Source organism: Dyella japonica DSM 16301, assembly GCF_001010355.1.
GTDB classification, from domain to species: domain Bacteria; phylum Pseudomonadota; class Gammaproteobacteria; order Xanthomonadales; family Rhodanobacteraceae; genus Dyella; species Dyella japonica.
The window spans coordinates 71,686-96,219 of record NZ_JPLA01000041.1 but is presented as its reverse complement, the minus strand read 5'-3'; the positions used below and the strand labels follow the sequence as shown (position 1 = coordinate 96,219).

23 protein-coding genes are annotated in these 24,534 nt (G+C 63.9%); 13 read left to right on the top strand and 10 right to left on the bottom strand.

Features of this window, described 5'->3' with window-relative positions; translation table 11 throughout:
- Positions 1 to 22 precede the first annotated feature (22 nt).
- Positions 23 to 820, bottom strand: a complete 798-nt coding sequence (locus Y882_RS14080; protein WP_046972559.1) for a TOBE domain-containing protein — start codon at positions 818 to 820, stop codon at positions 23 to 25.
- Between the two features lie 287 nt (positions 821 to 1,107).
- Between Y882_RS14080 and Y882_RS14075 the strand changes: the two genes are divergently transcribed.
- Positions 1,108 to 3,573, top strand: a complete 2,466-nt coding sequence (locus tag Y882_RS14075) for a TonB-dependent receptor (RefSeq protein WP_046972558.1) — start codon at positions 1,108 to 1,110, stop codon at positions 3,571 to 3,573.
- A 73-nt stretch (positions 3,574 to 3,646) separates the two neighbouring features.
- On the opposite strand, the gene Y882_RS14070 is transcribed toward Y882_RS14075, so the two are convergent.
- Positions 3,647 to 4,429, bottom strand: coding sequence for an SDR family oxidoreductase (locus Y882_RS14070; protein WP_046972557.1), 783 nt, complete (start codon positions 4,427 to 4,429; stop codon positions 3,647 to 3,649).
- A 130-nt stretch (positions 4,430 to 4,559) separates the two neighbouring features.
- Here Y882_RS14070 and Y882_RS14065 point away from each other — a divergent pair, with 130 nt between their 5' ends.
- Entirely contained in the window at positions 4,560 to 5,465 is a 906-nt protein-coding gene (locus tag Y882_RS14065) for a LysR family transcriptional regulator (RefSeq protein ID WP_046972556.1), read from the top strand.
- Positions 5,466 to 5,520: 55 nt separating this feature from the next.
- Positions 5,521 to 6,039 (top strand): cytochrome P460 family protein, encoded by a 519-nt coding sequence (locus Y882_RS14060; RefSeq protein ID WP_046972555.1) that lies wholly within the window; start codon positions 5,521 to 5,523, stop codon positions 6,037 to 6,039.
- 14 nt (positions 6,040 to 6,053) lie between these two features.
- On the opposite strand, the gene Y882_RS14055 is transcribed toward Y882_RS14060, so the two are convergent.
- Both Y882_RS14055 and Y882_RS14050 read right to left on the bottom strand, forming a co-directional pair.
- Positions 6,054 to 6,410, bottom strand: a complete 357-nt coding sequence (locus Y882_RS14055; RefSeq protein WP_046972554.1) for a hypothetical protein — start codon at positions 6,408 to 6,410, stop codon at positions 6,054 to 6,056.
- A gap of 63 nt (positions 6,411 to 6,473) precedes the next feature.
- Positions 6,474 to 6,932 (bottom strand): hypothetical protein, encoded by a 459-nt coding sequence (locus Y882_RS14050; protein WP_046972553.1) that lies wholly within the window; start codon positions 6,930 to 6,932, stop codon positions 6,474 to 6,476.
- A gap of 415 nt (positions 6,933 to 7,347) precedes the next feature.
- Here Y882_RS14050 and Y882_RS14045 point away from each other — a divergent pair, with 415 nt between their 5' ends.
- The 5 genes from Y882_RS14045 to Y882_RS14025 all read left to right on the top strand — a co-directional run bounded on the left by Y882_RS14045 (position 7,348) and on the right by Y882_RS14025 (position 12,781).
- Positions 7,348 to 8,190, top strand: a complete 843-nt coding sequence (locus tag Y882_RS14045; RefSeq protein ID WP_046972552.1) for a hypothetical protein — start codon at positions 7,348 to 7,350, stop codon at positions 8,188 to 8,190.
- 80 nt (positions 8,191 to 8,270) lie between these two features.
- A complete protein-coding gene (locus tag Y882_RS14040) occupies positions 8,271 to 9,803 on the top strand; it encodes an efflux transporter outer membrane subunit (RefSeq protein WP_156171479.1) in 1,533 nt (510 codons plus the stop codon).
- A gap of 20 nt (positions 9,804 to 9,823) precedes the next feature.
- On the top strand, positions 9,824 to 10,990 hold the full coding sequence (locus tag Y882_RS14035; protein ID WP_082121120.1) for an HlyD family secretion protein: 1,167 nt from the start codon (positions 9,824 to 9,826) through the stop codon (positions 10,988 to 10,990).
- Positions 10,987 to 12,033: a DUF2955 domain-containing protein gene (locus tag Y882_RS14030; protein WP_046972551.1), complete on the top strand. Its 1,047-nt coding sequence runs from the start codon at positions 10,987 to 10,989 to the stop codon at positions 12,031 to 12,033. The genes Y882_RS14035 and Y882_RS14030 overlap by 4 nt, the downstream gene beginning before the upstream one ends.
- A 433-nt stretch (positions 12,034 to 12,466) precedes the next feature.
- Positions 12,467 to 12,781 carry a hypothetical protein gene (locus Y882_RS14025; RefSeq protein WP_046972550.1) on the top strand — a complete coding sequence of 105 codons (315 nt, stop codon included), beginning with the start codon at positions 12,467 to 12,469 and terminating at the stop codon, positions 12,779 to 12,781.
- 221 nt (positions 12,782 to 13,002) lie between these two features.
- On the opposite strand, the gene Y882_RS14020 is transcribed toward Y882_RS14025, so the two are convergent.
- Positions 13,003 to 13,251, bottom strand: a complete 249-nt coding sequence (locus Y882_RS14020; protein WP_052950015.1) for a hypothetical protein — start codon at positions 13,249 to 13,251, stop codon at positions 13,003 to 13,005.
- Between the two features lie 290 nt (positions 13,252 to 13,541).
- Between Y882_RS14020 and tehA the strand changes: the two genes are divergently transcribed.
- Together tehA and Y882_RS14010 are read left to right on the top strand one after the other, a co-directional pair.
- Positions 13,542 to 14,498, top strand: a complete 957-nt coding sequence (tehA, locus tag Y882_RS14015) for a dicarboxylate transporter/tellurite-resistance protein TehA (protein WP_046972549.1) — start codon at positions 13,542 to 13,544, stop codon at positions 14,496 to 14,498.
- Positions 14,499 to 14,559: 61 nt separating this feature from the next.
- Complete coding sequence (locus Y882_RS14010) at positions 14,560 to 16,314, top strand: MOSC and FAD-binding oxidoreductase domain-containing protein (protein WP_046972548.1); 1,755 nt, start codon at positions 14,560 to 14,562, stop codon at positions 16,312 to 16,314.
- Between the two features lie 20 nt (positions 16,315 to 16,334).
- Here Y882_RS14010 and Y882_RS14005 read toward each other — a convergent pair whose 3' ends face one another.
- The 4 genes from Y882_RS14005 to Y882_RS13990 all read right to left on the bottom strand — a co-directional run bounded on the left by Y882_RS14005 (position 16,335) and on the right by Y882_RS13990 (position 21,429).
- Complete coding sequence (locus tag Y882_RS14005) at positions 16,335 to 17,276, bottom strand: aldo/keto reductase (RefSeq protein ID WP_046972601.1); 942 nt, start codon at positions 17,274 to 17,276, stop codon at positions 16,335 to 16,337.
- Between the two features lie 78 nt (positions 17,277 to 17,354).
- A complete protein-coding gene (locus tag Y882_RS14000; protein ID WP_046972547.1) occupies positions 17,355 to 18,824 on the bottom strand; it encodes an efflux transporter outer membrane subunit in 1,470 nt (489 codons plus the stop codon).
- Positions 18,825 to 18,841: 17 nt separating this feature from the next.
- On the bottom strand, positions 18,842 to 20,323 hold the full coding sequence (locus Y882_RS13995; protein ID WP_046972546.1) for a DHA2 family efflux MFS transporter permease subunit: 1,482 nt from the start codon (positions 20,321 to 20,323) through the stop codon (positions 18,842 to 18,844).
- Entirely contained in the window at positions 20,320 to 21,429 is a 1,110-nt protein-coding gene (locus Y882_RS13990; RefSeq protein ID WP_082121118.1) for an HlyD family secretion protein, read from the bottom strand. The genes Y882_RS13995 and Y882_RS13990 overlap by 4 nt, the downstream gene beginning before the upstream one ends.
- 107 nt (positions 21,430 to 21,536) lie before the next feature.
- Between Y882_RS13990 and Y882_RS13985 the strand changes: the two genes are divergently transcribed.
- The 3 genes from Y882_RS13985 to Y882_RS13975 are packed head-to-tail and all read left to right on the top strand — an operon-like array spanning position 21,537 to position 23,347.
- Positions 21,537 to 22,166 carry a TetR/AcrR family transcriptional regulator gene (locus tag Y882_RS13985; RefSeq protein ID WP_046972545.1) on the top strand — a complete coding sequence of 210 codons (630 nt, stop codon included), beginning with the start codon at positions 21,537 to 21,539 and terminating at the stop codon, positions 22,164 to 22,166.
- Positions 22,167 to 22,176: 10 nt separating this feature from the next.
- Positions 22,177 to 22,716 (top strand): G/U mismatch-specific DNA glycosylase, encoded by a 540-nt coding sequence (gene mug / locus Y882_RS13980; RefSeq protein WP_046972544.1) that lies wholly within the window; start codon positions 22,177 to 22,179, stop codon positions 22,714 to 22,716.
- A 1-nt stretch (position 22,717) separates the two neighbouring features.
- A complete protein-coding gene (locus Y882_RS13975) occupies positions 22,718 to 23,347 on the top strand; it encodes a DNA-3-methyladenine glycosylase (RefSeq protein WP_046972543.1) in 630 nt (209 codons plus the stop codon).
- A gap of 202 nt (positions 23,348 to 23,549) precedes the next feature.
- Here the strand turns inward: Y882_RS13975 and Y882_RS13970 are convergent, their stop codons facing one another.
- Positions 23,550 to 24,419, bottom strand: a complete 870-nt coding sequence (locus Y882_RS13970; RefSeq protein ID WP_052950013.1) for a TolB family protein — start codon at positions 24,417 to 24,419, stop codon at positions 23,550 to 23,552.
- Positions 24,420 to 24,534 lie beyond the last annotated feature (115 nt).

Genomic DNA, 24,534 nt, shown 5'->3' with positions numbered 1-24,534 from the left:
TTATGGAGTTGCGCTCGACGCTCTAGGCATCGAAGGTGCCGACAATCAGACTCGATGCCTTGATGATCGCGACGACGGGCGTGCCTTCACGCAGGGCCAGCGAATCGAGACTCGCGATGGTGATGATGGAAACCAGGGCGTTGCCGCCATCCAGTTCGATGCCGATTTCGGCATTCACCGCGCCACGTTTGATCGACGAGACTTTTCCCTGCAGCTGATTGCGTGCGGACAAACGCGTCGATTTATCAGGCAGGCCGATGATCACCGACGAGGCCTTGATCAACACGAAGGCGTCCTTGCCGGCGGTGAGGCCGAGGTTCTGCGCGCTTTCGTGCGTCACGGTGGCCACCAGTTGCTGGCCGCCCTGGATGTCGAGCTGGATCACATCGTTGACCACGCCGGAGTCCACCGCAGACACGGTACCGGCCAATTGATTTCTTGCACTCGTCTTCATCATGAAGCGCCTCACCAGGTCGATATCGGAAAGCGGGTTGTCCGCAATATTGGCCAAATGCTTGAGGAATTGTTGATGGATGGCTTCCATGTGCTGGAAGACGTCGATCAGTCGACGCGCGCGCGGAGTCAACACGGCCCCCCCACCGCTTCGTCCACCGACGGCCCGCAGCACCAGCGGTTCGCCCGCCAGGTTGTTCATCGCGTCGACGGCCTCCCACGCGCCTTTATAGCTCATGCCCACTTCGCGCGCGGCACCGGCGATGGAACCCGATTCGTCGATTTTCATCAGCAACGCGATGCGTTCGCGCCCGCCGAAGTTGCGCCCATCGGCCTCCAGGCCGAGCGTTCCCTTGATGGCTAGCATGGGGCTTGCTCCTATTCGTGCCCGGCACGTGCGCCCCTGCGCCGAGGGCGCCGGGACACGACCGCCCTAGCGTACATCTGGCGGATGCATGCGGCAGCCCATGCGCGTTGACGTCGCCGCCCCAGATACCTGCCTAGGCAAGCAAATACCTGCCGCAAAAAAATGTCGCAAGAAGATGATGCGGGTCAGATCTTCGCTATATAGTTGCGTATATACCGCAAGAACAGGCACCCCCGCTCTCACGTGCGCTAGCCAACTGCTGTGTCGACCACAAGGATTCAACACCCATGCGTCGTGCACCTCTGTTCGCCGCCATCCTGGCGTGTTCGACCACGATAGCCGCGTTCGCCCAGGCCGAGGATGCGCCGGCACCAACGCCACCCGCCGACAAGAACGACGCCACCACACTGGACAAGATCACCGTCACCGCCCGCCAGCGCGAAGAGGAACTGCAAAAAGTTCCGGTCGCCGTGTCGGTGGTGAGCGGCGAATGGCTGGACCGTTCGTACACGGTCAACACGCAGCAGCTAAGCCTGCTGGTCCCCTCGCTGTATTACAACTCCGCGAACCCGCGCAACACGGCTTACACGATACGCGGCCTGGGCTCGAACACCTTGTCGGTCAGTGCGGCCAACGATGGCATCGAGCCGGGCGTGGGTTTCTATGTGGATGGCGTCTATCACGGTCGACCGGCCACCGCTGCCTTCGACTTCACCGATATCGAACGCATCGAAGTGCTGCGCGGTCCGCAGGGCACGCTGTACGGCAAGAACACCACGGCCGGCGCGATCAATATCACCAGCCGCGAACCCACCTTCGTGCCTGAGGGCAGCGGCGAGCTTTCCCTCGGCGAGAACGGCTTCGTGCAGGCCAAGGCGAATGTCTCCGGCCCGCTCAGCGACACGGTCGCCGGCCGTTTCGCCGCGCAATTCACCGAGCGCGATGGCGTCCTGCACAACGTCACCACGGGCAAGGATGTGAACGGACTGGACAACTACGCCTTGCGCGGCCAGTTGCTGTTCAAGCCCAATGACGATCTCAACGTGCGCCTGATCGCCGATGTGTCCAACCTCGATTCGGACTGCTGCACGCAGAACTACCTGCGCGTCGGCACCAGCCTCAAAAGCGCCGCGCGTCAATTCGAAGGACTGTCCGCCAACCTGCCCGCGCACGGTTTTCCAGCCTATGCGCCGCCGAGCCGCGACGTCTACGACCGGCTCACCGATATCGACGCGCCATTGCATATCAATACGCAGGACGGTGGCGTGTCGCTCAATGCGGATTGGAACCTGGGCGCGGTCACGCTGACCTCGATCACCGCGTGGCGCTATTGGAAGTGGGATGTCGCCAACGATCGCGACTACACCGGCCTGCCGATCCAGACCGTGCAGCGCATACCGTCGCGGCAAGATCAGTACAGCCAGGAATTCCGCGTGGCCTCCAACGGCGAGGGACCTTTCAGCTACGTCGGTGGCCTGTATTTCTACACGCAGGAGATCAATGGCAAGCCGATCAGTGTGTATGGTCCGGCCGCCACGTATTGGCTGGTGAGCACCACCAATTTTCCACGCATGCCGGACAATCTCGCCGATGGCTATGGCCAATACGGCAACTCGCATTTCGAGATGAAGAGCTACGCCGCCTTTGGCGAGGCCAACTACCGCATCACCGACAAACTGACCGCGACGCTGGGCCTGCGCTATACCTACGAAGACAAGAACGGCGACTATTCGACCACCGTGTCCGGCGGCTTGCCGACCACGCCAGGCACCATCCAGGACAACGCGAAGCTCTCGCTGTTCCGGCCGCAGAGTTACTCGGCCTCCGACAGCGGCGGCAATGTATCGGGACGCACCAACCTGGCCTATCAGTTCACCGACAACCTGATGAGCTATCTCAGTTATGCGCGCGGGTACAAATCCGGCGGACTCAACATGTCCGGCCTGCCGCTGGATGCCTTGAACAATCCGGCGCTGGCCACCGCCGTGATCAAGGACGAAACCAACAAGACCTGGGAAGCGGGCCTGAAGTCGGCGTGGTGGGATGGCCGCGCAACGCTTAACCTCGCCGCCTACCACACGACCGTCAACAACTACCAGGCGAACATCACCTCCAGCGTCGAGACGGCGGCGTTGCGCACGTACCCGGCCAATATCCCCGAAGTCACCGTCAAAGGCTTCGAGGCGGACTTCGCCGCGCAAGTGTTCCAGGGCTTCGTGGTGCACGCATCGCTGGCCTATGCCGATGGCAAGTACTCCGATTACCCACTGGGCCCCTGCCCGCTGGAATGGCAGAACCCCAATGCGGCGGGCGGTTGCCAGCCGTTCAAGGCACCGGCCTCGCTGGCCAACAAGACGTCCAATCCGCGAGGCAACCCGAATGTGCCGGGCGCTTACGTGCTCACAGGCTTGCCGCTGGCGGGCCTTTCCAAATGGGCGGGGTCCCTGGGCTTCGACTATGTCTTGCCGTTCCGTACCGGCGCCTTCCTGTTCCATGTCGATTCGAGTGCGCGCAGCGGCTACAACAGCGATACCAGCAATTCCATCTACACGAGGATTGCCGGCTACAACGTCACCAATGCCAGCGTGGGTTACCGCTTCAACGATCACTGGGAAGCGGACGTGTTCGCGCGCAATGTGTTCGACAGCAACTACATCACCGCGCTCACCATCCAGACCGGCAACTCCGGCCTGATCCTGGGCCAGCCCAGCGATCCGAGGATGGTGGGGGTGACAGTCCGTGCGAATTTCTGAGTGACTTCGCTTGATGAGATCTGACTCTGCGCGGACCGTTGACTTGGTCCGTGCAGAGATCGATCAGACCCGGTCAGATCTGCGCCTGGCCGCCATCCACGAACATTTCCGTCGCCGTGATGAAGCTGGCTTCATCGGATGCGAGGAAGGACATGACGCTCGCGATTTCCTCGCTGGTACCCGTGCGCCCCAGCGGGTTGCTTTCGGACACCTGGGCCACGAACTGCTCGATCTGCTCGTCGTTGAGGCCAAGCTCCGACTTGTACGCCGGCGTCACCACCGTGCCGGGGGCGACGATATTGACGCGGATGCCCTGGCCTTTGAGGTCCGTCGCCCAGCTGCGTACGAAGGAACGCAAGGCAGCCTTGGTTGCGGCGTACACGCCGAACGCGGGTAGCCCTTTGACCGCCGCGATCGACCCGGTCACCACGATCGATGAGCCCGGCCGCATCAACGGCAATGCCTTCTGGACCGTGAAGAGCGTGCCCTTGACGTTGATGTTGAAGTACTTGTGGAACTGCGCTTCGGTGATCGCACCCAACGGCGCAAACTCGCCGCCGCCGGCATTGGCAAAGAGCAGGTCCAGGCGCCCCTCGGCGGTCTGGATGACCTGGTAGATACGGTCGAGATCGGCGTTGTCCGCGACGTCGCCCTGGATGGCCGTCGCCTGATGGCCGATGTCGGCGACCGCCGTATCCAGCTCCTTCTGGCGTCGGCCGGTGATGTAGACCTTGGCGCCTTCCAGGGCCAGCCGCTTGGCGGTGGCCAGACCGATGCCGGAGCTCCCGCCGGTGACCAGGGCGACCTTCCCTGCATGACGTTCAACGTTGATCTTGCTGCTGTTTGCGGTGTTCATGAGTGCTCTCCTATGGGTCAATGCGCCCGGCGAGCCCTGTTAATGGGTGTGCAATCACGTGAATAAATGCGTGCCCGGTGGTTTGTTTATCCACCCAGGTGGATAATCGAGCAACGTTCCGGAGCGGCCCATGGATCATCTGCAAGCCATTCGTGTCTTTTGCCGCGTCGTCGAAACCGGCGGCTTCAATCGCGCTGCCCAATCGCTGCAGATGCCCAACGCCACCGTCAGCAAATGGGTGCGCTCGCTGGAGGTCCACCTCGGCGTAGCACTGTTGGAACGCAATACGCGTCGGGTGCAGGTCACCAACGAAGGCACCGCCTACTACGAGCGCATGCGCCAGTTGCTGACCGAGCTGGACGATGTCGAGTCGACACTCGGCCGCACCAACGCCAACCCGCGAGGCCGCCTGAGGGTCGACACCGGCGGCTCAACCGCCAGCGGCATCCTGATCCCGGCGCTGCCGGAGTTTCGCGAGCGCTATCCCGACATCCATCTCGATATCGGCGTGACGGATCGCGTGGTGGATGTGATCGGCGAAAATGTCGACTGCGCCATTCGAAGCACGGCCAGCGACGGTTCGCTGATCGCCCGTCGCATCGCCAAACTGCGCTGGACCACCTGCGCCAGCCCTGCCTACATCGAGCGCTATGGCGTGCCTGATCATCCTCGCCAGCTCCTCACCGGCAGCTATCCCGTCGCCGGCTATTTCTCCGCAAGAAGCGGCTTGGTCCAGCCACTGCACTTTCAGGACGAAAACGGTGCGTTCCAAATCGAGCCGGTCACCAGCGTCACGGTCAACGAAAGCAATGCGCATCTGGCCACAGCGCTTGCCGGACTGGGCCTGATCCATACGCTGGACTTCATGGTCCGCCCTTCGATCCTGCGCGGCGAGCTGGTACCCATGCTCGAGCCATGGCGTCCCGATCCCCTGGACGTCTATATCGTTTACGCTCCCAGCCGGCAGTTGAGCGCCAAGGTCAGAGTCTTTGTCAGCTGGATCACCGAGGTCTATGCGCGACACCAGGACGCTTAGCAAACCCGCCGCCGAAGATGGCGCGGCATTCGTCGGTACGCACGCTGGAGGTTCCATGAACAAGATCAACAAGCCTGCCCTGCTCCTCGCTCTATCGCTGAATCTCGCCGGCGCCATCCAACCCGTACTGGCACAGGACGCAAGCACCCATGCGGCGGCCATCGCCGATGCCATGCCCGCGGGCTACCGCGATTGGAAGCTGGTGTCCGTGGCCCATGAGGAAGGCAATCTCAACGACATACGGGCCATCCTCGGCAACGACATCGCGATCGAGGCCTATCGATCGGGCAAGCTGCCCTTTCCCGACGGCGCCATCATCGCGCGGATCGCCTGGCAATACGTGCCGTCCGAAGAGAACAACAAGGCCTTCGGTCGCGAACAGTCGTTCATCGCGGGCCAGCCCACCAATGTCCAGTTCATGATCAAGAACTCGAAGGCCTACGCGTCAACGGGCGGATGGGGCTACGTGCAGTTCAATGGCGGCAAGCCCGCCCACATGGATGCCCATGCCTGCTACGCGTGTCATGTGCCGGTGGAGCAACGCGACTTCGTGTTTACGCGCTATTCGCCCTGAGAGGCATCGTCCGTCTAGCAGACGTGCGTGCGCATGAAGATCAGGAACTGCACGATGCGTATCGACGCAAACAGATAGCCCAGGCCCAGCGCGATCTGCAGCGCGATATGCCAGCGCAGGCGGGCCAGTCTGCGCAGTCCGTCGATGAAGTTCAGTGCGACCAGCGCGCAACCCAGTCCCACCACGATATAGCCGGCGATGGTGGGATTGGGGACGCCGACCAGGTCGGACTGGTCCGGCGTCCGCACCGTGCCCAGTCCCGCCGCCACGATGAGCGTGGCCACCACGGCATTGCGGGCGTGCTCGAAGATGGCTTTCAGGCCGCCTCGATCAAATAGCGCTGTGATGGGTGAATCCGAGGTCGTACGCATGAGATCTCCCCCGCGTTTGCGGCTGCCACTGCGGGCCAACGCGACGTCTCCCGGTCGACCGCTTCAATCAGCCAGCTTGCGATAAAGGCGGACGATCAGCTCCTCGGCCAACAGCATCACCACGACGACCACGATGAGCGCCACGATGCCGTGGAATGCGCCGTAGAACCGCACGTCCTCGCCGAACAGCTGGACGATCGCCTCCAGTATCACGAACTTCGATCCGAACAGGATCAACCAGGCGCAGAAGAAGCGGAGGAACTTCATCCACCCGCCGGGCTTCGTCTTGAAGTAGCCGCCGACCTTATGCTCGAGGGCCACCGTCAATTTCAGCAGCACCTGCAACACGATCGCGCACAGCAAGGAGGTGGTGAACGTGTCGACGTAAACGTTCTTCCAGTACTCGGCAAAAAGATTGAGCACCACCAGGTCCATCAGGATCCCGGTGTAGTAGCGAACGAACAGGCGTTGCCTGTTCGAGGGTGCTTCGCCCGTGACCGGCAGGAGCGCTTCGCTCGTCATCGCTATTCCCCTTCGGTGTCAGTCCCAGGCGCCTGGCAGACCATCTTCGGACACAACCGCTTCCCGCGCCGTTGTCTCAAGATAGCGCAGAGTTTGTCGATGCGGTGCTTAGCTTTTTCGATGATCGCAAGTGGATGTACACGCGACATGGCCGCACATTGGACAGCGCGAAAAGTTCTACGTAGCGGATTTAAGTAGATCTACTGAGCAAGCTTACATCGCTCCCATTCCGCGCTCGCCATCGAGCCTGGCGCGAGTGCCATGCCGCGCAAATTCACAAGGATGCTACGTCACGGGTTTCATGATTTGGTAGGGATCTTCCATGCGATCGGGGTGTCGCGTGAATCATCTGGCCACGACCGGCTGTGCAGATCAGTGCATGGCCCCTGGGTAGTGATTCAACGTAGGGGGATATATGAAGTATCCACTCATCGCCTTTGCACTGCTGTCATGCATGCTTGCCGATGCGCTAGGTCCTGCCCTCGCCGACGAGCATCCGATGCTCGACTATATCGCCGTCGATGCCGGCATTTTTTCCAATGACCTGTCGGCGACGATGCGTGTCGACGGCGATATCAAGCGCTCCGGCACATCGCTCGATTTTTCGCGCGACCTGGGCCAAGGTGGCACCAAGAGCCTGCCCTTCATCTCGGCAAGCTGGCGCCCCTGGGAGCGCCATGAATTCGAGTTGACTTACTTCCATGACGACAACGACCACTCGCGCACCATCAACCGGTCGCTGGTGTTCAACAACCAGACCATTGCGGTCGGCAGCACCTTGAGCTCCAAGTTCACGCTGGACGCCGGCGGCCTGACTTATCGGTACTGGATCTGGATCGGCGACAAGGGCGCCTTTGCGCTAGCCGGCGGCCTGCAGAACTACAGTTTCGACCTGCGCCTGAAGGGCACCGTCAATGCGGCCGGCGCAAATGGCAGCGCCTCGGCGACGCGCACGGTTTCGGCCAGTGCGTCCACCGACCTTCCTGATCCGTCCATCGGCGTGTCCTATCGCTACCAGATCGAGGACTGGGCCCGCTTCGTCGCCGACGCCGGGGCGTTCAAGGCCAATATCGGCGACATCGACGCCAAGCTCTACAACGCGCGCCTGGGCGTTGAGTTCTATCCGTGGACCAACTTTGGCATCGTGACCCAGTACGCGTACAACAAGATCAACGCGGACATCGACAAGAGCAGCTTCAAGGGGCACACGAGTTTCAAGTTCAACGGGTTCCAGCTGCTGCTCAAGGTGCGCTTCTAGTGGCCCGTTCGTTGCCGATCGCCCGGGCGAACATGCGACCTGGTCACCCGGCGTCTTGAGCCAACGCGAGAGGGGGAAGCGTGAGTCGCAAGCGGCGCATCGACCAGCTTCCCTTGCCCATCGCGTTCGTCGTGATCGCGCTGGCATGCGTGGGTGCGGGCTGCACACTCGGTCCCGACTATGTGCGGCCGACGGCTGAGGTACCGCAGGGTTATCGTTTCGCCGATGCTGCCAAAGGCTACGCCGTACCCACGTCGACCTTGGCCGAGGTACCGGCCTGGTGGCGAAGTTTCGGCGACACGGAACTCGACGCCCTGGTGGATGAAGGCTTGGCAGCCAATCACGATCTTCGTATCGCGACCGCGCGCGTCGATGAATTTGCTGCCCTCGTGATCAGCTCGCGCGCGCAAGGCCTGCCCCAGCTCGGCTATGGCGCCAATGCCAGCCGGCAACGCGTGAGCCAGAGCACGACGCCGCTGCCGGCGGGCGCCAATCCCGAGATTACGAGCTATTCCGCACTCTTGTCGGCAAGTTGGGAGCTGGATCTTTGGGGGCGTATCCGTCGTGAAAACGAAGCGGCGCGCGCGAATCTGTTCGCGACCGAGGAAGCGCGCCTGGGCGTGGCCCTGACCCTGGTGTCCAATATCGTCTCCGGCTATATCACGCTGCTCGATCTGGATCGCCAGCTGGAGATCTCGCAGGCCACGCTGGACGGCCGCAAGAAGACGGTCGACGTGTTTCAGCTGCGGCTGGATGGCGGCGCGGTGTCCGAGTTCGAAATGATGCAGGTGACGGCCGAGTACGAAACCGCCGCATCCGCGATCCCTGTGCTGCAGCAGGCAATCGCCCAGCAGGAGCATGCGCTGTCGGTGCTGATCGGTCGCAACCCGGGTCCCATCAAACGTGGACACACGCTGCAGCAATTGAGCGTGCCGCGCGTTCCGGCCGGGCTGCCGTCGGAGTTGATCACCCGGCGTCCCGACATCCTGCAGGCCGAGCAACAGCTGGTGGCGGCCAACGCACTGATAGGCGCGGCGCGTGCGCTGTACTTTCCCACCGTCTCGCTGACCGCTGCCGGAGGCGGCGCCAGCCCCGAGCTCAACGGGCTGTTTTCCGGCCGCTCCCGCACGTGGTCGTTCGCCGGCCAGCTGTTGGGCCCGATTTTTTCGGGAGGCGCCATCGATGCCGCCAATCGCCAGGCGGAGGCGCGCCGCGACCAGGCGCTGGAGGTCTATCAGCAGTCGATCCAGAACGCCTTTCGCGATGTCGACGATGCGCTGGCGGCGATCCAGGCCAAGCGCGTTCTGGTCGCCTCGCTGGAACGGCAGGTGGCGGCACTGACGCGTGCGGTGGAGCTCACACGGGAGCGCTACGACAACGGCTATACCGATTATCTGGAAGTGCTCGACACCGAACGCAGCCTGTTCTCCGCGCAACTGTCGTTGAGCTCTGCGCGCGGCGACGGCTATCGCTCGCTGGTGGCTTTGTACCGTGCGCTGGGCGGCGACTGGATCGGCCAGGTGGCGCCGCTACCGGTGGCGCACCAGGGAACCAGCCAGGACCACGCCACTGATGCATCGCGCCGTCCCGGCGCCCGGCCAGCCTTACCGTGATTCACGAGACGAGAGCGCCCATGCCCACCGAGCCGTCCAACGAGAGCCAAGAGCGCGCCGAGAGCACAGCGAAGGAGTCGTCAGCTGCGGCAGCACCCGCTGCCCCCGCAGCTGGCGCGTCACGGGAACGGCGTATCGTGCTGGTGACGCTGCTGGTGCTGCTGGCGATCTTCGTCTATCACATGATCGCCGACCGCTTCACGCCGTACACCTCCCAGGCAGCGATCGACACATTCCTGGTGCAGATCGCACCGGAGGTCACCGGACCAGTGGTGACGGTCGAGGTGTCCGACAACCGCCGGGTGAAGCAAGGGGACGTGTTGTTCCGCATTGACCAGCGGCCGTTCCAGATTGCGCTGCGGGCGGCCCAGGCCAATCTCGTGCTGGCCACGCAGGCGGCCGACGCCTCGGCCGCCGATCTCCAGGTGGCCGAAGCGCAATTGAACCGGCAGCGCGTGGACCTGGCGGCGTCCCAGCAGCTAGGCAAGATCGTGCTGGATCTGTCGGCCAAACGCGCGCTCTCGGAAACCTCGGCGATCCGCGCCCGCTCCGATATCGCCAAGAACATTGCCGATATCGGCCAGGGCGAGGCGCAAACCGAACGCGCACGCATACGCATGGGCGAGACCGGTCCCAGCAATGCGCAGGTACGGCAAGCGCGCGCCGCCCTCGACCAGGCCGAACTCGATCTGCGCCACACGACCGTGGTCGCCCCGAGCGATGGCGTGGTCACCAATCTGCGCCTTTCGCCTGGCCAGTTCGCCAGCCGCGGCCAGCCCGTGATGAGTTTCGTCGCCGACGGCCCGCGCTGGATCAGTGCGGCCATGCGCGAGAACCAGCTCGGCCATATCGCCACGGGCAACCGCGCCCTGGTGGTGTTCGACGACCAGCCGGGCAAGGTCTTTCCCGCGCACGTCGACAGCGTAGGCTGGGGTATTGCACAGGGCGACGAGGCGCCGAACGGCCAGCTGCCCACGGTCAATGCACCCAGCGGATGGCTACGCGAGCCGCAGCGCTTTCCGGTGCGCATCATGCTCGATCCGCCCCGCAGCCCGGAACAAACGTTGCCGCCCGGCCGCAGCGGTGCGCAAGCCAACGTAGTTGTACTCACGCGCGAACACTCGCTGATGAATCCGTTGGCGCGCGTGTGGATCTGGATGATCGCCATGCTCAGTTACGTGCGATGAGCGCGTCCCGCACCGAGGCTCCATCGCAGGGCGATGTGACCCTGCATGCCACCTTGCGCTTTGCGGTGGGCGTCACGGCGGCGTTTGTGCTCAGCGAGATGCTGCAATGGGCGCCAAGCTTCCTCGGGCCAGTGCTTGCCGCCGTACTGCTGTCCAACCTGCCGATGCGACCGCCGCTGAAGATGGCGGTGGGCCTGATGGTGGTGATGTCGGTGACGTCGCTGTTCGCGTTTGCCATCGCTTCGCTGTTTCGCGACACGCCGGTGGTGCTGTTCGGCTTGATTGGCCTGGGCGTGTTCCTGGCTTTTCTTCGCATACTCCGGGGCGCGCCGCCGCTGCCACCGCTGCTGTTGTTGATCAGCCTGGCCACCATCCCGGTGGTCGTCATGGTGGCGCCGGCCCAGGCAGGCATCCTGCCACTGGCCTTTATCCGCAGCATGGCGGTCGCGCTGCTGGCGATCTGGGTGGTATACGCCGCATGGCCGCTCACGGCAGCGCCAAAGCCACCGGCCAACGCCGCACCGGGCAGGCAGTCGCCGGTGGCCATGGCCTTGGCCGGCGTAGCCATCGTGATGCCCTTGATGCTGGTCTATCTGCTCTTTGGCCTGACCGATGTGCTGCCGGTAATGATTGCCACCGTGATGCTGGTGGCCAATTTCGATCTGCAGCGTGGCCGCGCCCACGCCATGGGCATGATCATCGGCAACTTCGCCGGTGGTTTGCTCGGCTTGCTGATGCATACGCTGTTGCTGACCTCACCCAGCCTGCCCTTCCTCGCCGGTCTCCTGCTGGTGGCGCTGCTGGGCTTCGGCCAGCGCGTCTGTGCCGGCGGACCGGCCGCTGCCGTGGCCGTGCTGGCGTGCAATGCGATGCTGATCATCCTCAGCACGTCGATTTCCTCCGACACCGGCACGCTTTGGCTGTGGCTGACTCGCGTCATCCAGTTCGCCCTCGCCGGTGCTTTCGCGGTGGGCATGATGACGCTGGCCTGGCACCGCGCGATGAATCGACCGCTGGCGAAGCATCCTTCCGCCAGTCGTTGATGTTCGCTCGCTTCGATGATCCGTAGTTCCAGCGATGCCGACGCTGGCGCGACAACCCCACGGAGCGGTACATCGCAGCGCTGCGGTCGCGCACAAGGTGCGCTCCTACAAGGGGGGGGCGCAGGTCTGCCGATGGCGGGGCAAAGCTGCCGGTCCCCTCATTTGTAGGAGCGCACCCTGTGCGCGACAACCCTACGGAGCGGTGCACCGCAGCGTGGCTGTCGCGCACAGGGTGCGCTCCCACAGACAAGAAGTGGCGCCCATCGTGTGCGTCGCTATATTTTTATACATATACGCATAAAAAGGCTTGACATCCGGTCGCTACTCATTATTATGCGTACTTGTACACAATAAGACGCGCCCAGCAGGGATGCCGACTTGATGCAGGGAGCCAGCTCAAGGCGCTGATCGCCACTCTATCGGAGCCCTAACCATGAACGTCACACAATCATCTACGTTTTCAGCCAAACGCCTGCTCGCGACTGCCCTGATGCTGGGGGCGACCGTGGTCGCTGGTCCGCTGCTGGCGACAGAGAACACGCAGAGCAACGCAGCACCGCAAGCCGCAGCGCAGACTCGCAACAGCGAGGCCCTCGAGGTGTCCAGCAGCCGCATCAACGGCCGCATCGATTGGGACGTGGACTACCCTTCCCAGCTCGCGCCGCAGCCTGTTCATACCGCCAGGCACGCCGATCACGTCGCAGAGTCCGCAGCGGCGGCTGAGTCGACTCAGGTAACAGTGCGCTGAAACCTGTGAGGCCGCGATTGAACGCGGCGTATCACCACGAACGGCACGACGGGTCTGAAGCGATGGCGCGCGAGTGTGTTCTGCCGCCGCAGCGGTAACGCGCCATCGCAGGCAAGGATGCCTGACCGAAACCGCAAGTAAGCACGAGAGCGCCACCTGGCAGCACCATGGCGCCGGCACGCCTTCAACAGCGCAGGGTCACGCCCCGGCTTCGCGCGTCTTCAATACCTCAGGTTCAACTCCGGCACACCCGGCCGATTGAGCTCAAACAGATCCTGAAACTCCTCTTCGCTGAGCTCGTCGGGCGCATACACGGCCACCGGATCCCATACGCGGTCGGTGGTCTGCGGTTGGCGGGGGCCGCCGCGCAAGGAGAACAGCACGCCATCGCGCTCAAGCAGTTCGGGCGCTTCTTCGACGTGTTCGGTTTTCACGTCGTGGGGGGCAACAAGGAACACGGCGAAAATCATGGGTCACTCCTCGTGCAACTGCATCAGGCCGTCGACGACCGATGTTACCTGCTTGCGCGTTGGGGTGCCGACCATGCGACAAGCCGCTCCTGCGCACAGCGGCGATACCAAAGTATGAGTGACACCTTGGTGCAATGGTGCCGGTCGGGTGGCCTGCCTATGGTGCCCACTCGGGTGACAGCGTCTTTCGGATGCAGGCTCAGGCGTGGCGTCCCTGAGAGCGCATTCTTCGGGAAGCATCCGGCGCAAGCCGTCCGGCAAACCGCAGCACTCCATCGAGGCCTGACACCATGGCACTTAGCAGGTTGCCGGTTGTTCCTGCGAGCTTCTTTGGCATCGTGCTTGGCATCGGCGGGCTGGGCAATGCATGGCGTGCGGCGCATCAGGTCTGGCAACTGCCCGCGTGGATCGGCGAGACACTGCTCGCCTTGGCCGCCGTGGTGTGGCTCACTTTGTTGGTGCTGACGTCGGCCAAGTGGATCTATGCGCGACCGGCCGCGCTCGCTGAACTGAGCCATCCCGTGCAGAGTTGCTTCGTGGGACTTGCCGGCCTTACCACCATGGTGATGGCCGGCGCCGTATTGCCCTATTCGCGCGACGCCGCGCTGGTGCTCTTCGTGCTCGGCTTTTTGCACACGGTGAGTTTCGCCGTGTGGCTGACCGGCACGCTGTGGGTGGGTGGGCGCGACAAGGCATGCACCACCGCGGCACTCTATCTGCCGGTGGTGGGCGGGTCCTTCGTGGCGGCAGCCGTGGCGGCCAACCTGGGTTACGCCGACTGGGGCGAGCTGGCGTTTGGCGCCGGTGCGTTCACCTGGCTGGCCATCGATGCGGTGTTGCTGCATCGGCTCTACACCGCCGACGCGATGGCGCCGATGATCCGCCCTACCCTGGGCATCCAGCTGGCGCCGCCGACCGTCGGCGCGATCGCGTACATCAACCTGAGCAGCGGCCCGCCGGACCTGTTCATCCACGCCATGCTGGCCTATGGCCTGATGATCGCGGTGGTCCTGCTGCGCCTGCTGCCATGGATACGTGAGCAGCCGTTTTCAGTGAGCTACTGGGGCTTCACTTTCGGGGTAACCTCGCTCACGGCGGCACCACTGCGGCTGATCCAACATGGCGAGACCGGTCCGTTCGCCCTGATGGCGCCGTATCTGTTCGTCGGCGGCAACCTGGTGATTCTTGTCATGACGGTGGCAACCATTCGCCTGCTCGTGCAGGGAAAACTGGTGTCTCCGAAGTGAGTCGATGCCATGGGCGCTGGCCTTGGGCCAACCGCTCTTGATGTGTGCGGAGTCGTTATCCATGAGCCACGTCGTATCCGTCAATGTCGGCCTTCCCGCAGACGTGTCATGGCGCGGCAAAACCGTTCGGACGGCGGTCTGGAAACGTCCCGTGGGCGGACGCGTGATGGCGCGCCGCCTCAATCTCGACGGTGACGGCCAGGGCGACCTGCAAGGTCACGGCGGCGTGCATCGCGCGGTGATGGTCTACCAGGTCGCCTCGTACCGCTACTGGGAGCACGTGCTGCAGCGAACGCTGGGCGAATACGGCATGTTCGGCGAGAATCTGACGGTGGATGGACTGGCCGATGACGATGTCTGCGTCGGCGACCGTTATCGGATCGGCGGGGCCTTGTTCGAGGTATCGCAGCCACGCGTCACCTGCTACCGCGTCGGCATACGCATGGACGAGCCGCGCATGCCTGCCCTGCTCGTCTCGCATCGCCGGCCCGGCTTTTATCTTCGGGTGATCGAGGAAGGCGAGATCGGCGCGGGCGACGAGATCGTGCGCGTCGAGCGCGGACGTGCCGGCATGACCGTGGCCGAAGTGGATGGCTTGCTCTATCTGCCCGATCATCCCAAGGACCGCCTGCAGCTTGCAGCCAGCGAGCCTTCGCTCAGCCCTGGCTGGAAGCAGTCCTTCGATGCCTTGCTGGCCAACACGGCGGGACTGCCAGGCAACGCCGGGCTCGCTCCGGTGATGGCGCCGGCTGCATGGCCCGGCTTTCGCACGCTGAAGGTGGTGAGCGTGGTGGAGGAAAGCAGCGAAGTGAAGTCCCTGCTGCTGATTGCGACCGAGCCGCCGTACCTCGCGCCGCCGGCCGCAGGATCGTTCGTCGTCCTGCGCCTGCCTGCAGCCGACGGTGGCAGTGCAGTCACGCGCAGCTATTCGATCTCCAATATCGGTGAAGACGGCTGCTATCGCGTGAGCATCAAGCGCGGCTCCGGCGAGGGCAGCCGATATATCCACAGCCATGTCCATGCGGGCGACCTGATGGAGGTCAGTGCGCCACGTGGGACGTTTACGCTGCAGGCAGGCGACGATCCGGTGGTGTTGGTGAGCGCGGGCATCGGTGTCACGCCGGTGCTCGGCATGCTGCATCAATTGGCGGCGGAAGGCGTGGCGGCCAGGCGCGAGGTCTACTGGATCTACGGCGCGCGCAACGGCGCCGAACGTCCGTTTGCATCGGAAGTCCGCCGTTTGCTCGGCGAACTGCCCCATGTCCATGCGCTCGTAGCCTATAGCCAGCCTCGTGCTGAAGATCAGTTGGGCCGCGATTTCGACGTCGCCGAACGCATCAGTGCAGCGACGATCCAGCGACTGGGAGTGCCCAGCAACGCGCAGTTCTATCTATGTGGCCCAACCAGCTTCATGTCTGACCTGATGGATGGACTGGCAGCGGTGGGCTACGCGTCCACGCATCTGCACACGGAGATCTTCGGCAGCGTCGGGTCGATCACGCCGGGCATCGCTGCGGGCCCCGCCAGGTCGCCGCATCCGCCGGCAGGTCCCGCAGGACAAGGTCCCACGGTCTCCTTCAGTCGCAGCAGCCTGGCCTTGCCCTGGTCCGATCGCTATCAGAGCCTGCTGGAATTTGCCGAAGCCTGCGATGTGCCGGTGCGCTGGTCCTGCCGCGCCGGTGTCTGCCATACCTGCGAGACCGCACTGATTGCCGGCCAGATTCGCTACGACACCGAGCCGGTGGGCGCCCCCGCCGATGGGAGCGTGCTGATTTGCTGTGCGCGCCCCAGCAGCGACATCGAACTTGATCTCTAGGGCCGCGCACCATCACCCGTTTATTTGCGCCGTGGCACAAAGCCTGGCACGCCGGTCTCCACCACCGCATTCAAGCGAATGGTCGTGGTGATGTCATGCTTCATCTGTTGCATGGCCTCGTCGGGCAGCGAGGCAATGTCGAAGTTCTCTTCGATATGCGCCGGGTTGGTCGACGTGGTCAGAAACGCCGTGCCGCGCTGCGCCGCCCAGGCCAGTGCCACCTGGGCCGGCGTCCTGCCAACACGCTGCGCGATGCCGGTGATCACTGCATCGTCGGTGATGCGCGGCTCCATGCCATGCCCCAGCGGCGCAAACGCGAGCAGCACGATGCCGTGTTGCTGGCAGTATTCGAACAGTTCCCATTCGGGCAGATACGGATGGCATTCCACCTGTACTGCCGCGGGCTTGATGCGCGCCACCTCGACGATTTCCTTGAGCTTGGGCAGGGTGATGTCCGATAGCCCGATGGCGCGACACTTTCCTTCATCCACCAGGCGCTCCATCGCGCGCCAGGTTTCCACCAGGGTCACGCCGGTATCGTAGATCGGCTGGTCGTGCGCATCGCGCGGGTCCATCTCGTCGCCCGGCTGGAACGCAAACGGCGTGTGGATCAGGTACAGATCGATGTAGTGGAGCTGGAGCCGACGCAGGCTCGCCTCGAACGCTGGCCGTACGCGTTCCGGACGATGATTGGTGTTCCACAGCTTGGTGGTGACAAAGAGCTCTTCGCGCTTCACGATGCCGGCCGCGAAAGCCTCCTGCATCGCTGCACCGACCACATCTTCGTTGAGATAACGTTCTGCGGCGTCGAGATGGCGGAAGCCGGTTTCCAGCGCCGCCTTGATGGCCTGTTTGGCGGCATCGCGGTTGGCGATCAGTGTGCCGAATCCGACCGCGGGCATCTCGCCGGTGCCGTGAGCCAGTGGAATGGTGGTGTAACGAAGAGGATCGGAGGTACGCATGTCGTGCTCGCTAGTCGGATGCGCGGCTTGCGCAGGGCAGCCGCGGCGTGAGTTGAGGATGTCCATCGGTGCAGCTGCTCAGGGCTGGTTGCGTGACGCCACGCGCTGTTCGGAGACGCCATTGGCATTGCCACCCAGGGCGATCGAAAGCTGCACACTGTCCAGGTGACGTGCCGTCTGTGCCTGCACATGGCCAATCAAGGCGCGCTGATAAGCACGCTCGGCATCCAGCACCTGCAGCACGCCGATTTCGCCCACCCGATAACCCTGCTGGTTCAACTTCAAGCTGGTCTCGGCCGCGCTCAAGGCGCGCTCCTGCGCTGAGTACTCTTCAGTGTCGTGGTTGATCGCCTGCAGCACGTCCGCCACCTGGCCCAGCGAGGTGATGACGGTTTGCTGGTAACCCGCGAGCGACGCCTTGTAGCCGTCCACGGCGCCGCGACGGTTGGCCTTCAAGGTGCCGCCGTCGAAGATCGGCCCGGCCAGCGCGCCGGCGATACCAAACAGGGTTCCGATGCCAGGGCCAGCCTGGGTCAGCGACGCAGACAGGGTCAGATGCGGATACATGTCCGCCGTGGCCACGCCAATTTCGGCGCTGGCCGCATGCAGCTGCGCCTCGGCCTCAAGGATGTCGGGGCGTTCGCGCGCCAGCTCCGAGGGCAAACTCAGCGGCAGGCTTTCGGGCAATGCGAAATCGCTGAGATCGAAATCCGGCGCCGTCCAGTCACCAGGACTCTTGCCCACCAGTATCGACAAGGCGTGCCGCGCCACATCACGCTGCTGCGCCAGCGGCGGCAGCAGGGTTTCATCCTGCGCCAGCTGGGTGGTGGCCAGCGCGATATCAACCTGGGTGGCTGTACCCAATTCGTGGGCCTTGCGCACCAGCTCCAGGTTCTTCTGGTCGTCGGCGATCAACACCTGTACCGCCTTGATCTGTGCACGAGCCGAAGCCAACAGGATGGCCTGGCTCGCCACATCGCCGGTCACGGTGAGATAGGCCGCATCGAAGCGATGCTGCTCCAGCTCGGCGAGCGCCGTGCGCTCCTCGACCTTGCGCCTGGTGCCGCCGAACAGGTCGAAGTCGAAACTCACCTGCGGCCCGACCGCATAGAAATTGGACGTGCCGACACCGGATCCGTTGCCGGACTTCTGACGGCCGCCTGTGGCGCCGAACCCCACTTGCGGACTCAAGGCGCCGGCAGTGGCAGCGACCGCTTCATTGGCCTGGGCGATGGTCGCGTCGGCGGCCTGCAGGTTGAAATTGCCGGCGATCGCCTTGCGCATCACCTCGTCGAGTTTGGCCGAGCCCAGTGTCGACCACCAGTCGCCCTGCATTTTCTTGCCAGGCTCGACATGCGCCGCGCCTGCCGTCGGATGACTGGCGTCGAGCGCCTGCTCGGCCTGCGCATCGTAGTGCCCGGTGGTCGGCGCCGCCGGCCGTTCAAAGTTGGGCCCCACCATGCACGCGGACAAAAGCGCGGGCGCGGCAGCGGCCAGCAGGAGCGTGCGGACAAAACGTCCCGACGCGGTTGAATTGAGCGGTTTCATGCTGTGACTCCAGAATTTCAGATGCCGGTACGCGGCTTGCGCAGGAACAGAGCCAGCGGACTGACGATCAGCATCGCGATCATCAAGAGCTTGAACTGACCGATCACCGCGACCAACGCCGCCTGGCCGGTCACCAGCTCATTCATCATGGCCAGCGCCTGCCCCGTCAGAGGCCCGGTGCGGTACGGCCTGAGGTTGCTGGCGAGCGCCAGGTGCATGCTCTGTGTGTTGCAGTAGAAGTAGATCTGCACGATGGCGATGCCGATCGTGCTGCCGTACAAGCGCGACAGGTTGAACAGCACCGTCCCTTCCGCGCGGAATTGGGGATCGAGCGTGCTGAAGGCAGCGCGCGTGAGCGCCGGCATCAGCATGCCCAGGCCAGCGCCTTGAATGGCCCCCGCCGCCGCCACCGGCCACCAGTCCATCAGGGGCGAGTAGCCCAGCATGCGCCAGTTGCCGTAGACCACCAGCGCCAGGCCACCGAGGATCAGCCAGCGATTGTCCAAACGCGACGGTGCGCGCCAGGTCAGCAGCAAGGCCGCGACCAGGGCGACGCCGCGCGGAATGCTCAGGTAACCGGCCGTATCCGCCGGATAGCCGAGCAGTTCCTCCAGCATCGGCGAGGTCAGCGCCAGCGTCGGCAGCAGCACAAAGCCGAACGCGAAGAACATCACCGTCGCCACGCGGAAGTTGCGGTCCTTGAACAAGGCCTTGTGCAGGAAGTGATGGTCCTTGGTCAGCACATGCGCGATGTAGAGATAGAAACCCAGCGCCGAAGCGATCGCTTCCGCCCAGATCTCCGGCGAGGCAAACCATTCCAGGCGTTCGCCGCGGTCGAGCATCATCTGCAGGCCGGCGATGCCCATGGAAAACGTCACCAGCCCGAAGAAGTCGAAGTGCTCCAGCTTGTGCAGCTTCTTTTCCTTCAGGTACACACTCATCGCCACAGCAATGAACGCAGCCATCGGCAGGCTGAAATAAAAGATCGCATGCCAGCCGACGTATTCACCCAGCCATCCACCGATCGCCGGGCCGCTCAAGATGCCGAGCAAGGCAATCACGCTCCAGGCCATGCCGATGCGGCCGTGGCGCAGGGGCGGCAGTTCGTGCAGCAGGATCGCCATCGACAGCGGCGCCAGCGTGCCACTGGCGGCGCCTTGCAGGATGCGCGCCGATACGAACTGCAGCGGCGTCGTCGCCAGCGTGTCGAGGACCAGCGCAAGACTGAACAGCGCCAGCGACACCAGGAACACCCGCTTCCTGCCGAAGCGGCCGGCCAGCCAATGCGTCAACGGCATCACGATGGCGCTTGCGGCGATATACGAGGAGAACACCCAGCCAATCTCATCGTCCGTCATCGACAGGCCGCCCTGCACATGCAGGACCGCCGCGTTCGGGATCGAGATATTCACCGCCTGCATATACGTCGCCAGCAACGCGGCGGCGACGAGGCTCCCATGCGCCCGCACCTCGCTGTTGTGGTCGTGGGCGGTGTTCACTGCCCTGCTCCCGCAGCACGATGGGTCGCCTGGGCTTGCTGGCGCGTGTCCACTTGCGCGGTGACGCTCATGCCCGAGTACAGCGGCCAGTTCGGATCAATCGCATCCAGTTCCAGGCGCACCGGCAGACGCTGCACCACCTTCACCCAATTGCCGGTGGCGTTTTCCGGCGGCAGCAGCGCGAATTCCGAACCGGTGCCCGGACTCATGCTCACCACATGCGCCTTGAAGCCATGCCCGGGATAGGTATCAACATCGATCGTCGCCGCCTGGCCGGGCCGCATATGGGTCAGACCGGTCTCGCGAAAATTCGCTTCGATCCAGACATGCCGGCTCGACATCATCGAGAACACGGTGGCCCCGCTGCTGACGAAATCACCGACCTGCAGATCGTCCACCTTGGTGACCACGCCATCGTCCGGCGCCAACACGCGGGTATAGGAAAGATCGAGCTGCGCACGATCCAGTTGAGCCCGCGCCTCGCGCACGGCCGGATGCCGATCGGCCTCGATATTGGGATCGCCGTTCAAGCCAGCCACGGTGTTGGCGACATCCTGCTGCGCCGATGCAATGTGCTGACGCGATACCTGCATGTCGGTCTCGGCACGCTCGTAGGAGGCGCGCGAGGCGAAATCGGAGGCGAGCAAGGCCTTCTTGCGCGCGTATTCGCGACCGTCGAAATCTGCCGATGCCTTGGCCGATTCCAGGTCGGCCAATTGCCGGCGATAGGTCGCCTTGAGCGCTTCCACCTGCAGGCGCGCGCTGTTGAGACGCGCCTGCGCCTGCTCCACCGCGATGCGATAGGGTTCGGGATCGATTTCGAACAACAGCTGGCCGGCCTTGACCGGCTGGTTGTCGATCACCGCCACCTTTACCACCTGGCCGGGAATGCGGGCATTGATGGACACCTTGGCGGCTCGCACGAAGGCGTCGTCGGTCGACACGTCATGCGCACCGTGGAAGTATCGGGCACCGCCACCGACGATCAGCAGCAGCGGCAGCGCCGCCATCAGGGGCCAGCGCAGCCGCTCCTTCAGGCCCCGACCCGCCGTCTCGGCATGACCTGAGCCCAGGCCATCGCTGGTTTCATCAAACTGCTTACGCATGACTGGTTCCTATTGACTGGCACGGCATGGAGGCTTTGCGCCATGCCTGTTGAATTTTGTACTTATCAGGATAATAATCCCGCTATCGACGAGAGGTCAAGTTTTTTATGCGATCAAGTACAAAAACAGCAAAGACCGAAAAAAGGCCCCGCGGGCGGCCCCGTGCCTACGAACCGGAAACAGCGCTGCGCCAGGCCGCCGAGGCGTTCTGGAAGACCGGCTACTCGGGCACGTCGCTGGACGACATCTCCGCCGCGACCGGCATGAACCGCCCCAGCCTTCGCGCGGCGTTTGGCGACAAGCACGACATCTACGTCAAGGCCTTGAACGACTACTGGGAACGCAAGTTCGAGCTGATGCACAAGGCCTTCGCCAGCGGCGGAAGCCTGGCCGAGACCTTGATGAAGGTTTACGACGCCGCGCTGTCGATCTATTTCTCCGGCGACGACCAGGTGCTGGGATGCTTCGTGGTCGGCACGGCGATTACCGAGGCGCCCGGCGATCCACAGATCCAGAAGTTGGCGGCGGATGGCTTTCGCAAGCTCGATGCGGATTTCGAAGCACGCTTCAAGCTTGCTCGCAGTGCCGGTGAGTTGAATGCGGATGCCGATCCCAAGGCGCTCGCCCTGCTCGCCTCCGCCACCATGCACTCGCTGGCCGTGCGCGCCCGCTCCGGCAGTTCAAAGACTGAGCTGCGCAAGCTGGCGCAAAAGGCAGTCAGCGTGATGTGCGAGTGACGGTCGGCTCGTGAGCAGGCAGCTACCCGACCTCCTGGCCGATGGGCTCAAGGTGGTGTTCTGCGGCATCAACCCGGGCATGACGGCGGCCACGGCGGGTCATCATTTCGTGAGCGGAAGCAATCGTTTCTGGCGTGTGCTGCATCTCGCGGGATTTACGCCCGAACAGATCGCGCCCGCGCAGGACCGCAGCATCCTGCGCTACGGCTATGGTCTGACGACGGTTGTGACGCGGGCGACCGCAGCCGCCGATGAGCTGGCGCCGGCGGAATTCACCGCGGCCGCCGCGGCATTCAAGCGCAAGATCGCCCGCCACGCCCCGCGCTTTGTGGCCTTTCTGGGCAAGGCGGCCTATGCGGGACTGTCCGGTCAGCGCGAACTCGCCTGGGGCAGACAAGCCGACACCTTCGAAGGCGCGATCGTGTGGATACTTCCCAACCCCAGCGGCAGAAACCGGGCCTTCACGCTCGACGGCCTGGTGGACGCCTACCGCGAGCTCTATCTGGAAATGACGGTGGCCTCGGCACACAGCGCGCGGATGGAGAGTTAGGGTGGGTCAATCGACAACCGCGCCGATCAGCTGGCCAGGCAAGCCCCTGTCGCGTGTCTTTTTCCAGCGCTCCGCCACCACGCTGGCGCCGCGTCTGCTCAACAAAGTCCTGGCCTCCACCGATGGCCGGGCCGGACGCATCGTGGAAGTGGAAGCCTATCTGGGCGCCATCGATCCAGCAGCGCACACCTACCGCGGAAAAACGCCACGCAATGCCGTGATGTTCGGCCCGCCGGGGCATATGTATGTCTACTTCACCTATGGCATGCACTGGTGCAGCAATTGCGTCAGCGGTCCGGCGGGCAGCGGCTGCGGCGTGCTCCTGCGCGCGCTGGAACCTGTGCACGGCCTCGCGCAAATGCGTGCAGCACGCCCAAACACCTTGGTCGATCGCGACCTGTGCCGCGGGCCCGCCCGCCTCACGCAGGCGATGGGTATCGACCACGCCCAGAACGGCATCGATCTGGTGGAGGCCCTCGACGGTTTCGCCATCGTCGACGACGGCATGGCGCCGCCCAAGGATCCGCTGGTGAGCCTGCGCATTGGCATCAGCGTGGGCAAGGAGCATCCCTGGCGATGGAGCGTGCGCGGCAGCCCTTATGTATCCGGCTCCTCGGCGCAGCGCGGCTGACGCAACAAGCGCGTTAACAACGAATCCACGCGGATTGCATCGCGGCTAACACACGGCCGCGTAATATCACTGTGCGCTTCAACCACAAGCCCTCCAGGCACCGCATGTCTTGGCGACGCTACGGTAAGCGCAACGGGGCAGTGTCCCAATGCTTTTCCTGGGACCCACTGCCCCTCTTTATTGGCGCGGCGCGCGAGCCAGTTCACTTTCCAGGCATGGCGCTCGTCATCGCAGGCGCAACGTCTCGATGCGTCGCGCGCCACTGCGCCAACGCGAAGGCGTGGATATGCTGATCCTTGCCGCTGTAGTAGAGCGTGGCAAGATCGGGCGCAAGCCTCGCTTCGATGCCCAGCGGGCCCAGCGGCTGCGGCGTACTCCAGCCCTGCGGCGTGGCGACGCTGATGAAGAGCGCGCTGCCGCTCGCCGCCGCAGGCGACCGCGACGAGCTGAACACCACGAAAGACTGATCGGGCGCCACGGCCGGATCGTAGTCGCCGGCCGTCCCGTCGCTGAAACTCAAGGGACTCGGCGGCTGGAATCGACCGTCCTGCCAGCGGCTGAGATACAGCCGGAACTTGCCGCTGCTTGGGTCAGGCTTCATGAAATACAGGCTGCCATCGGCCGCCACGGCCGGCGAGAAAATCGCGTTGCCGTCATTGATGGTGTCAGGCAAACGCTGCGGCACACCCCACCCTTGCGCAGTGCGATCCACCCGCCACAGGTTGCCGCCACGCCCCGGCCTGGGCTTGCCCATGAAGTAGCCGTCCAGCGCCGCACCGTCGTTGTGAGCCGGACGGTTGGACGCAAACACCACGTACGAACCGTCCGGCGCCATCGCCGGCTCCAGGTCCATCCACGATGCCGAGAACGGAACGCGTGTCGCCGGCATCCAATCCGCCGCGCCGCGTTCGGCGACATAGAGGTGCCGCTCGGCGCCTTCGCCACGGGAGAACACTACCGATCGCCCATCCGGCGCGAATGCGGGCGAGGCATCGTCGACCAGTTGCCAGGGATCGGCGGCGTGGACGGGAACAGCGATCAGCAGGGCAACCAAGAGGAACGACGTGCGCATGATGTTTGACCGTTGGGAGAGTCACCAAGGCTAGGGACGATCCCGCCGAACGGTCTACGCATCTGTGCTGACCGGCGTCGTCCGGGTGACCAGCGGCCCGTGCTGCATGTCCAGT

What these genes read in the sequence shown, in the direction of transcription:
- Y882_RS14000 (WP_046972547.1), bottom strand. Translation starts at nt 18,824, where the DNA reads ATGAAACCGCTCAATTCAACCGCGTCGGGACGTTTTGTCCGCACGCTC.
- Y882_RS14020 (WP_052950015.1), bottom strand. Translation starts at nt 13,251, where the DNA reads ATGATTTTCGCCGTGTTCCTTGTTGCCCCCCACGACGTGAAAACCGAA.
- Y882_RS13985 (WP_046972545.1), top strand. Translation starts at nt 21,537, where the DNA reads ATGCGATCAAGTACAAAAACAGCAAAGACCGAAAAAAGGCCCCGCGGG.
- Y882_RS14080 (WP_046972559.1), bottom strand. Translation starts at nt 820, where the DNA reads ATGCTAGCCATCAAGGGAACGCTCGGCCTGGAGGCCGATGGGCGCAAC.
- Y882_RS14045 (WP_046972552.1), top strand. Translation starts at nt 7,348, where the DNA reads ATGAAGTATCCACTCATCGCCTTTGCACTGCTGTCATGCATGCTTGCC.
- Y882_RS14075 (WP_046972558.1), top strand. Translation starts at nt 1,108, where the DNA reads ATGCGTCGTGCACCTCTGTTCGCCGCCATCCTGGCGTGTTCGACCACG.
- tehA (WP_046972549.1), top strand. Translation starts at nt 13,542, where the DNA reads ATGGCACTTAGCAGGTTGCCGGTTGTTCCTGCGAGCTTCTTTGGCATC.
- Y882_RS14055 (WP_046972554.1), bottom strand. Translation starts at nt 6,410, where the DNA reads ATGCGTACGACCTCGGATTCACCCATCACAGCGCTATTTGATCGAGGC.
- Y882_RS14010 (WP_046972548.1), top strand. Translation starts at nt 14,560, where the DNA reads ATGAGCCACGTCGTATCCGTCAATGTCGGCCTTCCCGCAGACGTGTCA.
- Y882_RS14050 (WP_046972553.1), bottom strand. Translation starts at nt 6,932, where the DNA reads ATGACGAGCGAAGCGCTCCTGCCGGTCACGGGCGAAGCACCCTCGAAC.
- Y882_RS13990 (WP_082121118.1), bottom strand. Translation starts at nt 21,429, where the DNA reads ATGCGTAAGCAGTTTGATGAAACCAGCGATGGCCTGGGCTCAGGTCAT.
- Y882_RS13970 (WP_052950013.1), bottom strand. Translation starts at nt 24,419, where the DNA reads ATGCGCACGTCGTTCCTCTTGGTTGCCCTGCTGATCGCTGTTCCCGTC.
- Y882_RS14030 (WP_046972551.1), top strand. Translation starts at nt 10,987, where the DNA reads ATGAGCGCGTCCCGCACCGAGGCTCCATCGCAGGGCGATGTGACCCTG.
- Y882_RS14025 (WP_046972550.1), top strand. Translation starts at nt 12,467, where the DNA reads ATGAACGTCACACAATCATCTACGTTTTCAGCCAAACGCCTGCTCGCG.
- Y882_RS14060 (WP_046972555.1), top strand. Translation starts at nt 5,521, where the DNA reads ATGAACAAGATCAACAAGCCTGCCCTGCTCCTCGCTCTATCGCTGAAT.
- Y882_RS14005 (WP_046972601.1), bottom strand. Translation starts at nt 17,276, where the DNA reads ATGCGTACCTCCGATCCTCTTCGTTACACCACCATTCCACTGGCTCAC.
- Y882_RS14070 (WP_046972557.1), bottom strand. Translation starts at nt 4,429, where the DNA reads ATGAACACCGCAAACAGCAGCAAGATCAACGTTGAACGTCATGCAGGG.
- Y882_RS14035 (WP_082121120.1), top strand. Translation starts at nt 9,824, where the DNA reads ATGCCCACCGAGCCGTCCAACGAGAGCCAAGAGCGCGCCGAGAGCACA.
- Y882_RS14065 (WP_046972556.1), top strand. Translation starts at nt 4,560, where the DNA reads ATGGATCATCTGCAAGCCATTCGTGTCTTTTGCCGCGTCGTCGAAACC.